Genomic DNA, 13,103 nt, shown 5'->3' with positions numbered 1-13,103 from the left:
GCCGCCTCAGGCGACCGCACCACGGGCGACCAGCTCCCGCGCGAGCCGCAGGTAGGCCTGGGCGGCCGCGTGCTCGGGCGCGTAATCCGTGATCGGCTGCCCCGAGACCGACGCATCCGGGAACTTCACCGTGCGCCCGATGACGGTCTCGAGCACGTCGTCGCCGAACGCCTCGACGACGCGTTCGAGCACTTCGCGCGAATGCAGCGTGCGCGGGTCGTACATCGTCGCGAGCACGCCGTCGAGCTTGATGCTCGGGTTCAGCCTGTCTCGGACCTTGTCGATCGTCTCGATGAGGAGCGCGACGCCGCGCAGCGCGAAGAACTCGCACTCCAGCGGGATGACGACGCCGTGGCTCGCCGTCAGCGCGTTGACCGTGAGCAGGCCGAGCGACGGCTGGCAGTCGATGAGGATCACGTCGTAGTCGGGCGTGACCTTGCGCAGCACGCGCGCCAGGATCGACTCGCGCGCGACCTCGTTGACGAGGTGGACCTCCGCCGCCGACAGGTCGATGTTGGCGGGGATGACGTCGAGGTTCTCGACAGCGGAGTGCACGATCGCCTCGTGCGGGTCGCGCTTGAGATCGAGCAGCAGGTCGTAGACCGTGGGGATCTCGTGCGTCGGGATGCCGAGCCCCGCCGAGAGCGCCCCCTGAGGGTCGAAGTCGACGGCGAGCACCTTCCGGCCGTAGCCGGCGAGCGCAGCGGCGAGGTTGATGGTCGACGTCGTCTTTCCGACGCCGCCCTTCTGGTTGCACAGCGCGATGATGCGCGCGGGACCGTGGCTGTCGAGCTTGGGGGGCGTCGGGAACCCGTGATACGGGCGTCCGGTCGGACCGATCGGACCTTCGTCGTCCTTCTTCGCCACGGATGCTCCCGCCTTCACTGCAGTGTTCGATCGATTCTAGCGACGGGTCGGGGCGTATCACGGGGCGCCGAGCGGGCTCTCTCTCAACACGTCCACGAAAGGAGCCGCCGTGCCCGCCGACACCGAGCCCTCGCGTCCCGCACGGAAGTTCGCCTTCCTCGTTCATCCTCGCGCCGATGTCGCGTCAGACATGGCCCGAATCTGGCGACCGCTCGGCCGCGTTCCGGCGCCCGCGTGGGAGTGGGGGCTGCGTCGGCTTCCCGTCCCGCCCGTGACCCTCGCGACCGTACATAGGGAGGATGCCGAGCCCGGCCCCGCCGGCTGGATCGTCGTCGTCCCCGTCGGGGCGCGCCAGCTCCTCGCGGAGGATCGGCGCTGGGTGCTCGGGAGGATCGAGCGGGCCGTCGACCGCGCGCAGAGGCTCGGAGCCGAGATCGTCGGCCTCGGAGCGCTCACGGCGCCGGCGACGGGGGCAGGCCGGCTCCTGCGCGAACGCCCCGGGCTGACCCTCACGACGGGCAACGCCTTCACGGCGCACCTGACCGTGGAGGCGCTGCGACGGCTGCTCCCCGCAGCGCCCGGCGCGCACCTCGCAATCGTCGGCGCGACGGGGAGCGTGGGGTCGTGCGTCGTCCGCCTCCTCGCCGACGAGCCGCTCGGCGCCGACCTCACGCTCGTCGCGCGCGGCGCGAGGCGCCTCGGCGACCTCGCCGCCGACATCCGCGAACGCGACGCCGGCATCGCGGTGCGCACCTCGACGTCGATGGACGTCGTGCGCGACGCCGACCTCGTGCTCGTCCTGACCTCGGCGGTCGACGCCGTCCTCACCTCGGCGCATCTCAAGACCGGCGCCATCGTTCTCGACGACACGCAGCCCCGCAACACCGATCCAGCGCTCCAGACGGAACGACCGGACGTCCTCGTGATCGACGGAGGGATCGCGGCGATCCCCGGGATCGACGTCCGCGGCGACATCGGGCTGCCCCGCGGCCTTGCCTACGCATGCCTGTGCGAGACGATGCTCATGGCCTTCGACGGCGGCACCGAGCAGGCCATCGGCGAGGCGAGCGTCGATCACGCAGTCCGCATGCGGGATGCCGCGCGACGGTTCGCGCACCTCGGCTTCACGCTCGCGGATCCGCTGTCGTTCGGACGGCCCGTCGCCTGGCCGTCGCCCGCGCGAGAGGCGGTGCTGTCATGACGACAGAGGTCGTCGTCCTCGGCGGCGGGTACGTCGGCGTCTGGAGCGCCCGCAGGATCGCGCGGGACCTCGGCGCGGGGCGCATCCGCGACGCGCGTGTGACGCTCGTCTCGGCGTGCCTGGAGCACTCGTTCCACGGCTGGACGGCCGAGGTCATCACGGGACACGTCCGCCCCGAGCGCGCCCGCGTGCCGTTGACGAGACTCCTCCCCGATGTCGGGATCGTGCACGGCTCCGTCAGGCAGGTCGATCTGCAGCGCCGGGTCGTCGAGGTCGCCACGGATGCCGGCATCCGCCGTCTCTCCTACGACCACCTCGTGCTGGGGGTCGGCAGCCGCGACGCCGTCGAGCGCGTGCCAGGCCTCGCCGAGCTCGGGTTCTCGCTCAAGGACCCCGAGGGACTCGCCGCGCTACGGGATCACCTGAGCGGGATCGTCAGGCTCGCCGCGGCCTCTCCCGATCCCGAGGAGCGGCAGCGGCTGCTGACCGTCGTGGTCGCAGGTGCGGGCTTCACAGGCGTCGAGGCCGCGACCGCGATCGCCCAGCGCCTGCGCAGCGCGGTCGCGGCCCATCCGCTTCTCGCGGGCTCGGCGCCGCGCGTCGTGCTCGCGCACTCGGGCGCGAAGCCCCTCCCGTCGCTGCGACCCCGGTTCTCCCGCATCGCGGACTACGCCTCTGCCCAGGCGCAGCGCGCGGGTGTCGAACTCCACGACAGGACGCGTCTCGTCGAGGTCACCGAGGAGGGCGCCGATCTGGACGAGAGCGGCTTCATCCGCTCTGCGACGGTCGTCACGACGATCGGCCAGACGCCCGTCGCGCTGCCGGGCACCGAGTCGCTCGACAGGGACGCGTCGAGCCGCCTCGTGACCGACCGGTTCCTGCGCGTCGCGCCCGGGGTCTGGGCAGGCGGCGACGTCGCCGCCGTGCCGCATCCCACGAACGGCGGGGCGTGCCCCGCGAACGCGCTCTGGGCCATCTTTCACGGCCGGCGGATCGGCTCGAACATCGCCCGCGTGCTGCGGGGACGCCGTCCCGCTCCGTTCCGCTTCCCGGGACTGGGTCAGGGCGCGAGCCTCGGCGTCGGCCGGGGAGCAGCCGAGCTGTACGGGATCTCGCTGACGGGATGGCCCGCGTGGATCGCCCGGTGGGTGTTCTTCCACTGGTTCATGCCGTCCCACGGCGTCGGCCTCGCGACGGCGGTCGAGTGGTTCCGCGGCGCTGTGCACGAGCCCGTCGAGCTCCGCGGGCAGCTCGCACCCGCGCCTCCGGCTGCGGCAGCGGCCGCGCCTCCGGCTGCAGCTGCGGCTGCGATGTGAGCTAGAGGGCTCGCGGGTGCGACGTCGCGTAGACGTCGCGGAGCGCGTCCACCGTGACATGCGTGTAGATCTGGGTCGTCGCGACGGACGCGTGGCCGAGCAGCTCCTGCACGACCCGCACGTCGGCTCCGCCCTGCAGGAGGTGGGTCGCGAACGAGTGGCGCAGCGTGTGCGGTGAGACGTGCGCCGTCAGCTGCGCGCGCTGCGCCGCCTGCTGCAGGACGAGCCATGCGCTCTGGCGCGACAGCGGCGCCCCGCGCGCGCCGAGGAAGAGCCGGGGCGACGCCTTCCCCCGCCGCGAGAGCTCGGGGCGCGCACGCGTCAGGTACGCGTCGAGGGCCGCACGCGCATACGACCCGACGGGCACGATCCGCTCCTTCGAGCCCTTGCCGCGCACGCGCAGGACATCGCCGTGCGACACGTCGTCGACGTCGAGCCCTACCGCCTCCGAGACCCGGGCCCCCGTGGCGTAGAGCAGCTCCAGCAGCGCGCGGTCGCGCAGCCCTGTCGCACTGTCGTCGGGAGTTCCCAGGAGACGATCGACCTGGTCGATCGTGAGCGCCTTCGGCAGCCGCCGCGGAAGCTTCGGCGGTCGCAGCCGGGCCGAGGGATCGGCATCCTGGATCCCCTCGCGCGCGAGGAAGCGGTGCAGGCCCCGCACCGACGACTGCAGTCGCGCGAGGCTCGATGCCGCAGGGGCCGGCTGCGCCGAGGCGCGCTCTGCGATGAACCCGGCGACGAGCGCCGGCGTCACGGCGGACGAGTCTCGGATGCCGCGTCCCTCGAGCCACGCGAGGTATCCGGCGAGATCGCGACGGTACGCCGCCACCGTGTGGTCCGAGAGCCCGCGCTCGATCGAGACATGACGCAGGTAGGCGTCGACGGCGCGATCGAGCTTCACATCACGATCCTGCCTCCGTGCGCGAGCGGAACGGCGACAGCGCGCCGGGCCTGCTCAGGCGCCGGTACGGCGCAGCCGCTCGGCGGCGGCCAGCACGCCCACGGCCAGGATGCCGTTGCGCAGGCGCCCTTCGAGGATGCCGGTCACGGCATCCGTCAACGGCACCCACTCGACGCGGATGTCGGCCTCCTCCGCCTCACGCGCATGCGCGTGACCGGTCGGCGAGAGGCCCCGCGCCAGGAAGAGGTGGACGACCTCGTCGTTTCCGCCCGGGGTCGTGAAGACGCTCACCAGCGGAGACCACTCGGCCGCGGAGAGATCCGCCTCCTCCTCCAGCTCTCGCCGCGCCGACTCGAGCGGCGACTCCCCCGGGACGTCGAGGAGCCCCGCGGGGATCTCCCAGTCGCGACTGCGGATCGGATGCCGGTACTGCTGGATGAGCAGGACGCGGTCCTGGTCGTCCACGGCGACGATCGCCGCGGCGCCCGGATGGTCGACGTACTGCCGCTCGAGCTCCGCACCGCCGTAGCGGAACACGTCGCTGCGGACATCCCACACGCGACCCTCGTAGACGAGCTCGCTCACGACGATGTCGGGCTCGACCGGCTCGTCGCGCAGACGCTCGACCGGTCCCGGGAGCGAGGCCGCGTCAGTCATTCTCGACGTCGAACAGCTCGCTCGAGCGGTGGCGCTCGACCGCCGCCGCGACGAGACCGCGGAACAGCGGATGCGGGTCGGTCGGTCGGGAGCGCAGCTCGGGGTGCGCCTGCGTCGCGATGTAGTACGGGTGCACCTCGCGCGGCAGCTCGACGTACTCGACGAGGTTGCGATCCGGCGACAGGCCCGAGAACACGAGCCCGGCCTCGGCGATCTGGTCTCGATAGCGGTTGTTCACCTCGTAGCGGTGGCGGTGGCGCTCCGACACGCGGGTCGAGCCGTACAGCTCGGCGGCGAGCGAGTCCTCCGCGAGAACGGCCTCGTACAGGCCGAGGCGCATCGTGCCGCCCATGTCGCCGTGGTCGAGGATGTCGACCTGCTCCGCCATCGTCGCGATGACGGGGAACTGCGTGTCGGGGTCGAACTCGCTCGACGACGCTCCTTCCAGGCCCGCGACGTGGCGCGCGAACTCGACGACCATGCACTGCAGCCCCAGGCACAGCCCCAGCGTCGGGATCCCCTGCTCGCGGGCGAACTGCAGCGCGCCGAGCTTGCCTTCGATGCCCCGGATGCCGAAGCCCCCCGGCACCACGATCCCGTCGATCGCGCCGAGAGCCCTCGCGGCGCCTTCGGGCGTCTCGCACAGGTCGGACGGGATCCACTGGATCCCGACGTGCGTCTCCTGGCCGAAGCCGCCGGCCTTTAGCGCCTCCGTCACCGAGAGGTAGGCGTCGGGCAGGTCGATGTACTTGCCGACGAGGCCGATCGTGACCTCGTGCTTGGGGTTGTGCACGGCCTGCAGCACCTTGCTCCATCGCGTCCAGTCGACCTCGGCCGCCTTGTCGAGCCGCAGCGACCGCACGATGTACTCGTCCAGGCCCTGGTCGTGCAGCATCGTCGGGATGTCGTAGATGCTCGGCACATCGACGGCGTTGACGACCGCGTCCTCGTCGACGTCGCACATGAGCGCGATCTTGCGCTTGTTCGCCTCGGTCACGGGGCGGTCGCTGCGCAGCACGAGCGCATCGGGCTGGATGCCGATCGAGCGCAGGGCCGCGACGGAGTGCTGCGTCGGCTTCGTCTTCTGCTCGCCGGAGGCCCCCATGAACGGCACGAGCGAGACGTGCACGAAGAAGACGTTGCTGCGTCCGAGCTCGTGGCGCACCTGACGCGCCGACTCGATGAACGGCTGCGACTCGATGTCGCCGACCGTGCCGCCGATCTCGGTGATGATGACGTCGGGCCGCGGCTCCTCGGTCGCCTGCAGCCGCATGCGGCGCTTGATCTCGTCGGTGATGTGAGGGATGACCTGCACGGTGTCGCCGAGGTACTCTCCCCTGCGCTCTTTCGCGATGACCTGCGAATAGATCTGGCCTGTCGTGACGTTCGCGGCCTGGCTCAGCTCGATGTCGAGGAAGCGCTCGTAGTGCCCGATGTCGAGGTCGGTCTCGGCGCCGTCGTCGGTCACGAAGACCTCGCCGTGCTGGAACGGGTTCATCGTCCCGGGGTCGACGTTGAGATACGGATCGAGCTTCTGCATCACGACGCGAAGGCCCCGCGCGGTCAGGAGATTCCCGAGGCTCGCGGCGGTGAGACCCTTGCCCAACGAAGAGACGACACCGCCCGTCACGAAGATGTGCTTGGTGGTGTCGTCCGTTGTACCCGCGCCAGTTCCAGAAGTCTGCATCACGGGCTTTTATCCTATCAGCGCTCAGCCGTGCGGATGCTGAGCAACTCGCGGAGCGCGATCCGCGCCGCCCGCGTGCCGCGTCCGGCGCGCCCTGGACTGCGAGCGCAGGGGCGCGATCCCCCGCTCGACGAGCGGCGCGAGCCGGATCGTCCGGGCGTCCCGGGCCGAACGCTAGCGACGCGCGGACCGCGCCGTGCCCGCCGGGCTCGACGCCAGCTGCAGCAGTTCACGGGCGTGCATGAGCGCCGCCTCGGAGTCGGGCATCCCCGAGAGCAGTCGTGCCATCTCCGCCTCGCGATCCGCCCCCTCGAGACGTCGCACATCGGATGCCGTGACCGAGCCGTCGCTCGCCTTCACGACAGACAGATGATTCGTCGCGAATGCCGCGACCTGCGCGAGATGCGTCACCGCGATGACCTGGGATGCCTCCGCGAGGCGCGCGAGCCGCCGGCCGACCTCGATCGCCGCCGCACCGCCGATGCCCGCGTCGACCTCGTCGAACACGAACGTCGGCACGGGGTCGACGCCCGCGATGACGACCTCGATCGCGAGCATGACGCGGCTGAGCTCTCCGCCCGACGCGCCCTTCGACACGGCACGGGGCTCAGCCCCCGGGTGAGGTGCGAGCAGGATCGCGACGTCGTCGCGGCCCGCAGCCGTCTCGGCACCGGCCGACACGGCGACGACGACGCGGGCGTCGGGCATCGCGAGCGCCCTGAGCTCGTCCGTCACGGCCGCCGCCAGGCGCGCCGCCGCCTCCTCGCGCACCGCCGTGAGCGCGGCGGCCGCGGCGTCGAGAGCGGATGCCGCATCCGCCCGCTCGACGGTGAGCCGCTCGATGCGCGAGCCGTCGTCGTCGAGCTCGGCGAGACGTGCCGATCCGGTCGCGAGGAGGGCGAGCGCCTCGTCGAGCGAGCCGTGGGCGCGCACGAGGCCGCCGAGCACGGCGCGCCGATCCTCGACGGCCGCGAGCTCGTGCGGTCCCGACTCGTCGAGGTCGGCGAGGTACCCGGCGAGTCCGGCCGCGAGATCGGCGATGCGGTAGCCGACGTCGGCGGCCTGCTCGGCCAGGGCCGCGAGGGCGCTGTCGCGCTGCGCACCCCGGTCGAGGACGCGTCGCGCCTCGGCGACGAGGGCGGCGGCATCCGGAGCGTCGTCCTCGCCGGAGAGGGCGTCGTGCGCCGTGGCGGCCGCGAGCCGCAGCTCCTCCGCGTTCGCGAGGCGCTCGGCCCGCTGCGCGAGCTCGACGTCCTCGCCGGGCTGGGGATCGGCCTGCTCGATGTCGGCGAGGGCCGCGCGCAGGTCCTCCGCCTCTCGCGCACGGGCGTCGCGATCGGCCGCGAGCGACGTCAGCTCACGGTCGAGCGCGCGCCAGCGCTCGTACTCGGCGCGGTAGGCCGCGAGCGCCTTCTCGACGGGCGCGCCGCCGAACCGGTCCAGAGCGTCGCGCTGCGCCGTCGCGGAGCGCAGGCGAAGCTGATCGGACTGCCCGTGCACGACGACGAGCTCGTCGGCGAGGTCGACGAGCACCCCGGCAGGCGCGGCGCGGCCCCCGACGGACGCGCGGCTGCGGCCTTCGCTCGAGATGGAGCGCCCGAGGAAGAGCTCGCCGCGCCCGTCGCCGAGCGGCTCCACGTCACCGCCCGCCTCGCGGACGCGGTCGGCGACAGCGCCGTCGTCGGGGACGATCCAGACCCCGTCGACGGAGGCCTGGGGCGCTCCGGACCGCACGGCGCCGGAGTCGGCGCGCTGTCCGAGCAGCAGGCCGAGGCCCGTCACGACCATCGTCTTGCCCGCCCCCGTCTCGCCCGTGATCGCCGTGAATCCGGGCCCGATGGGCAGGGTCGCCTCCGCGATGACGCCGAGATCGCGCAGGCGCATCTCCTCGATCACGTGGCCTCCGGCCGGATGATCTCGTGGCCCATGGTCAGCGCGGCAGGGCCGCGCCATCCCTCCACGGGCAGGCGGAACTTGCGCACCAGCCGGTCGGTGAATGCCGCGGGATGCAGCCGCGCGAGACGGACCGGCTTCTCCGAGCGGCGCACGACGACGCGAGCCCCCGGCGGCAGGTCGTGCGATCGGCGACCGTCGCACCACAGGATGCCGACACCGTTCGTGCGCTCGAGAAGCTCGATCGCGACGGCGTGCTCGGGGCCGACGACGAGGGGCTTCGCGAACAGGGCGTGGGCGGAGAGCGGCACGACCGAGATCGCCTCGACGGTCGGCCAGATGACGGGCCCGCCCGCCGAGAAGTTGTACGCCGTCGACCCCGTCGGCGTCGAGATGACGACGCCGTCGCATCCGAAGCTCGAGAGGGGCCTGCCGTCGATCTCGATGACGACCTCGAGCATGCGCTCACGGCTCGCCTTCTCGACCGTGGCCTCGTTCAGGGCCCAGGTCTCATAGACCACGGTGTCGGCGGCATCCTTCACGCGCACCTGCAGCGCGAGCCGCTCCTCGACGGAGTAGTCGCGCGCGATGACGCGCCGGACCGCGTCGTCCATGTCGTCGCGCTCGATCTCGGCGAGGAACCCGACGTGACCCATGTTGATCCCGAGGATCGGCGCCGTCCCGTCGCGGACGAGCTCTGCGGCGCGCAGGATCGTGCCGTCGCCGCCGAGGACGATCGCGAGCTCGACCTCGCCGACCGGCACGTCGTCGCCGAGGGTCGCGACATCGCCGAGCGCGGGCACCGCTGCCGCGAGGTCGGCTCGGTCGTCTGCCGAGAGCACGGGCCGCGCGCCTGCGTCGCGCAGCGCCGCGACGACGCGTTCGGCCGCGCGCACGGTCTCGTCGCGATGCGCGTGCGCGACGACGAGGATCATGCGCCCGGCGTTCTCGTCACGCTGCTGTGCGTCGGTCATGGGCTCCCCGCCAGTCGGTTCACAGTGCTCAACCATTCTGTCGGATTGCTCCCGCCCCCAGGCTTGAGGTGTGCGACGAACTCGACGTTTCCGTGCGTGCCGGCGATCGGGGAGGAGACGACGCCTGCCGTTCCGAGCCCTTCGTCCCATGCGGCCCACAGGACGCCCGCGACGGCGTCGGCGCGGAGCCCGGCATCCGTCACGAGTCCGCCCTTGACGGCGGTGCGACCCACCTCGAACTGCGGCTTGACGAGGAGCACGAGGTCGGCGTCGGGCGCCGCGACGGCCCGTGCCGCAGGGAGCACGTGCGTCAGCGAGATGAACGACAGATCCCCCGTGACGACGGACGGCGCGGTCGAGACTCCGCTGGCCGCCGCGAGGGTCTCGGGGGTCATGTACCGGACGTTGAACCCTTCGACCGGGACGACGTGGGGGTCGTCTGCGACGGATGCCGCGAGCTGCCCGTGTCCGACGTCCACGGCGATGACGGGCTCGGCGCCGCGCTCGCGGAGCACCTGAGTGAACCCGCCCGTCGAGGCGCCCATGTCCAGCGCCACGCGATGTGCGACGTCGATCCCGAACGCGTCGAGACCGGCGATGAGCTTGTGCGCGGCGCGGCTCACATAGTGGTCGGCGCCCGCCACCTCGACGACCGCGTCATCGCGCACGGGGCTCGACGCCTTGACGACGGGTCTGCCGTCGACGGTCACGAGTCCCGCGGCGATCAGCGCCGCCCCGTGCGTGCGGGATCGTGCCAGACCACGCGTCGCGAGCGCCGCATCGAGGCGCTGGGTCATGCGCGCGGCGTCATGCCCGCGGGGCCGGACTCGAGGGCGCGAGCCAGCTCGTCGTGCAGCGCCTCATACGCCTGTGCACGTGTCGCGAGCGGCTGCGCCTCGATGACTTCGAGCCGCGAGAGGAGATCGGCGTGGTCGTCGCGCTCCGTCTGGTCCATGCCATCAGGATACGACCCGAGCAGCCTTCTCCCGCGGATCAGGGCCGATGGAACGGGTCGGCGTAGAGCACCTCGGGCACGCGGAACCCGAAGATCCCCCGGCCGGTATCCCAGATCGCCTTCGCCCCCGCACGCAGGAGGTCGATCTGGCGACCGCCCTCCGCGAGGATGTGCACGTCGGGGCCGTCGATGCGAACCTTCGCGTCACCGACCGTCACGACGCCGTCGTTGACGGTCGCGGAGGGGTACGGCTCGTGGAGTTCGCGCAGATCACTCAGGATGTACGTCGGTCGCGAGTCGGGCGGGGCCGCGAGCAGATGCTTGGGCCGATCGACTCCCGTCAGGACCATCGCGGAGGGGATGCCTGCGCGATTGGCTCCCAGGATGTCGGTGTCGAGGCGATCGCCGAGGAAGAGGGGATGCTGCGCCCCGAATCGGACCACGGCCTCGTCGAAGATCGGCGTCTCGGGCTTCCCCGCGACGGTCGCGAGACGTCCGATCGCCGTGTGCACGGCGGACACGAGCGTCCCGTTCCCCGGTGCGATGCCTCGCGCCTGCGGAATCGTCCAGTCGGTGTTGGTCGCGATCCACGGGATGCCGCCCTCATCCTCCGGCACCTTGAGCGCGAAGGCGGCCTCCGCGAGCTGCAGCCAGCCGACATCCGGAGCGAAGCCCTGCACGACCGCGGCAGGGCCGTCGTCGGCGCTGCGCGTCACGGCGAACCCGGCCTTCTCGACCTCGGTGACGAGACCGTCGCCCCCGACGACGAGGATCGTCGAGCCGGGCGCGACGCGTTCGGCGAGCAGGCGCATCGCCGCCTGCGGGCTCGTGACGACCTCTCCGGGTGAGGTAGCGAGACCCAGCTCGGTCAGGTGCGCCGCGACCGAGGCATCCGTCCGCGACGCGTTGTTGGTGATGTACCCCAGCCGACGGCCCGCACGTGCGCGGTTGAGGCTCTCCACCGCATGAGGCAGTGCGCCGGCGCCCGCGTACACGACGCCGTCGAGGTCGGCCAGCACGGCGTCCACTCCGTCGAGCGGCGCCGCGTCGGCCGGGCGCCTCGAGAACAGCGCCATCAGTCTTCGTCTCCGTCTTCGTCGACGCCGGCCTCCACGAGGATCTCGTCGACCTCGTCCTGCACGGAGGGCGAGGATGCCGAGACTCCCGCCTCGCCGTCGGCCTCGGAATCGGTCAGATCTTCGCGGGGTTCGTCGAGGTCGTCCTCCTCATCGGCATCGTCGAGGTCGTCGTCCGCGTCATCATCGAACTCGTCCAGCGACTCGTCCGTCCGCGCCTGGGCGCGCTCCGCGTCGTCGTCATCGAGGTCCTCCTCGAGCACCTCCTCGACGAAGACGACTTCGCCCGCAGCTGCGCCGCTGGCCTGTTCGAGCGCATCGGCCGCGACCTCTGCGCGTTGCTGCCATCGCGCGGCCTCGTCATCTCGGCCCAGCTCTTCCAGCACGGCGGCGCGGGCCGCGAACAGTGCGGGGCTCCACTCGAAGGCGTGATCGGGGTCGAGCTCGGGGATGTCGAGCTCCTGCAGCGCGCGCTCCGCCTCGCCGAGATCGAGGCGGGCGCCCGACATCGCGATGGCGAGCTCGACCCGCACCGCGGCCGGAAGCGCCGCGCGATCGACAGCGCGGCCCACCTCGACGGCGCGGTCGGGTCGTCCGACGCCGCGCTCGCTGTCGACCATGAGCGCGATCTGGTCCTCACGCCCCGAGATCCGGCGGAACGTGCGGAGCTCCCTCAGCGCGAGGGCGTAGTCGCCCGTCGCGTACGCGGTGATCGCGACCGTCTCCCGCACTACCGCGATGCGACCGGCACGTCGGGATGCCGCGAGGGCGTGCTCGTGCGCAAGAGCGGGGTCTTCTTCGATGAGCTGTGCGGCCATGGCGAGGTGACGCGCGACCTCGTCGGCGTTCTCCTTGCTCAGCGTCTTCAGCTCGTTGCGCGCCGCGGCGTTCAGGTCGCGAGGTGTGACCTCGTCGGGAATCGGGGGTGCCGGATGCCGCGGCGCGGTGGACCGATCGGCGTCGCGCCGATCAACCCCGCCACGCTTCGGGAACGGCGTGCGCTCGCCGTCCTGCGGCGCGTACCTCTTGCGCTCGCCGTCCCGCGGGGCGTACGAACGGCCCCCCTCGCGCGGAGTGTAAGGCTTCCGCTCACCATCGCGCGGGGCGTAAGGCCTACGCTCACCATCGCGCGGCGCGTAAGGCCTACGCTCACCATCGCGCGGCGCGTATGGACGGTCCCCGTCACGCTTGGCGTAAGGCTTCCGCTCACCACCACGCGGCGCGAACGGCTTCCGCTCACCATCACGCGGCGCGTACGGCTTGCGCTCTCCGTCACGCGCGACATACGGCTTGCGCTCGCCGTCGCGCTTCGCGTAAGGACGTTCGCCGTCACGCTTCACGTACGGCTTGCGCTCGCCGTCGCGCTTCGCGTAAGGACGTTCGCCGTCACGCTTGACGTGCGGCTTGCGCTCTCCGTCACGCGCGACATATGGCTTGCGTTCGCCGTCGCGCTTCACGTACGGCTTGCGCTCCCCGTCGCGCTTTCCGGCTGATCTCTCGCCACCCACCGGCTTGCCGGCGCCGCGAGGCTTGTCGCGGTCCTCTTCCGCCATGGCTGCTCCTTCCGGTGGTTGTG

General features: G+C 72.0%; 12 protein-coding genes. 2 read left to right on the top strand and 10 right to left on the bottom strand.

Going from position 1 to position 13,103, the window contains the following annotated elements:
• Positions 1-6: 6 nt before the first annotated feature.
• Entirely contained in the window at positions 7-867 is an 861-nt protein-coding gene (locus tag FHS08_RS12585) for an AAA family ATPase (protein WP_170283171.1), read from the bottom strand.
• Between the two features lie 109 nt (positions 868-976).
• Between FHS08_RS12585 and FHS08_RS12580 the strand changes: the two genes are divergently transcribed.
• Both FHS08_RS12580 and FHS08_RS12575 read left to right on the top strand, forming a co-directional pair.
• Entirely contained in the window at positions 977-2,068 is a 1,092-nt protein-coding gene (locus FHS08_RS12580) for a semialdehyde dehydrogenase (protein WP_341800410.1), read from the top strand.
• Entirely contained in the window at positions 2,065-3,384 is a 1,320-nt protein-coding gene (locus tag FHS08_RS12575) for an NAD(P)/FAD-dependent oxidoreductase (protein WP_167039923.1), read from the top strand. Before FHS08_RS12580 ends, FHS08_RS12575 begins: the two co-directional genes overlap by 4 nt.
• 1 nt (position 3,385) lies before the next feature.
• Here FHS08_RS12575 and xerD read toward each other — a convergent pair whose 3' ends face one another.
• The 9 genes from xerD to FHS08_RS16965 all read right to left on the bottom strand — a co-directional run bounded on the left by xerD (position 3,386) and on the right by FHS08_RS16965 (position 13,080).
• Positions 3,386-4,285 (bottom strand): site-specific tyrosine recombinase XerD, encoded by a 900-nt coding sequence (xerD, locus tag FHS08_RS12570; RefSeq protein ID WP_167039921.1) that lies wholly within the window; start codon positions 4,283-4,285, stop codon positions 3,386-3,388.
• A 54-nt stretch (positions 4,286-4,339) separates the two neighbouring features.
• A complete protein-coding gene (locus tag FHS08_RS12565) occupies positions 4,340-4,942 on the bottom strand; it encodes an NUDIX domain-containing protein (protein ID WP_167039919.1) in 603 nt (200 codons plus the stop codon).
• Entirely contained in the window at positions 4,935-6,629 is a 1,695-nt protein-coding gene (locus FHS08_RS12560) for a CTP synthase (protein WP_167041724.1), read from the bottom strand. The genes FHS08_RS12565 and FHS08_RS12560 overlap by 8 nt, the downstream gene beginning before the upstream one ends.
• A 174-nt stretch (positions 6,630-6,803) precedes the next feature.
• Positions 6,804-8,525: a DNA repair protein RecN gene (gene recN / locus FHS08_RS12555; RefSeq protein ID WP_167039917.1), complete on the bottom strand. Its 1,722-nt coding sequence runs from the start codon at positions 8,523-8,525 to the stop codon at positions 6,804-6,806.
• Positions 8,522-9,496 carry an NAD kinase gene (locus FHS08_RS12550; protein ID WP_167039915.1) on the bottom strand — a complete coding sequence of 325 codons (975 nt, stop codon included), beginning with the start codon at positions 9,494-9,496 and terminating at the stop codon, positions 8,522-8,524. The genes recN and FHS08_RS12550 overlap by 4 nt, the downstream gene beginning before the upstream one ends.
• Entirely contained in the window at positions 9,493-10,293 is an 801-nt protein-coding gene (locus tag FHS08_RS12545; RefSeq protein WP_167039913.1) for a TlyA family RNA methyltransferase, read from the bottom strand. The genes FHS08_RS12550 and FHS08_RS12545 overlap by 4 nt, the downstream gene beginning before the upstream one ends.
• Positions 10,290-10,451, bottom strand: coding sequence for a hypothetical protein (locus tag FHS08_RS12540; RefSeq protein WP_167039911.1), 162 nt, complete (start codon positions 10,449-10,451; stop codon positions 10,290-10,292). The genes FHS08_RS12545 and FHS08_RS12540 overlap by 4 nt, the downstream gene beginning before the upstream one ends.
• A gap of 38 nt (positions 10,452-10,489) precedes the next feature.
• Entirely contained in the window at positions 10,490-11,527 is a 1,038-nt protein-coding gene (locus FHS08_RS12535; RefSeq protein ID WP_167039909.1) for an HAD-IIA family hydrolase, read from the bottom strand.
• Positions 11,527-13,080: a primosomal protein gene (locus FHS08_RS16965; RefSeq protein WP_243847516.1), complete on the bottom strand. Its 1,554-nt coding sequence runs from the start codon at positions 13,078-13,080 to the stop codon at positions 11,527-11,529. The genes FHS08_RS12535 and FHS08_RS16965 overlap by 1 nt, the downstream gene beginning before the upstream one ends.
• Positions 13,081-13,103: the final 23 nt, after the last annotated feature.

The organism is Microbacterium ulmi (genome assembly GCF_011759705.1).
In the GTDB taxonomy this organism is placed as follows: domain Bacteria; phylum Actinomycetota; class Actinomycetes; order Actinomycetales; family Microbacteriaceae; genus Microbacterium; species Microbacterium ulmi.
Note: the sequence above shows the minus strand (reverse complement) of the source record. Positions and strands in the feature narration are given on the sequence as shown.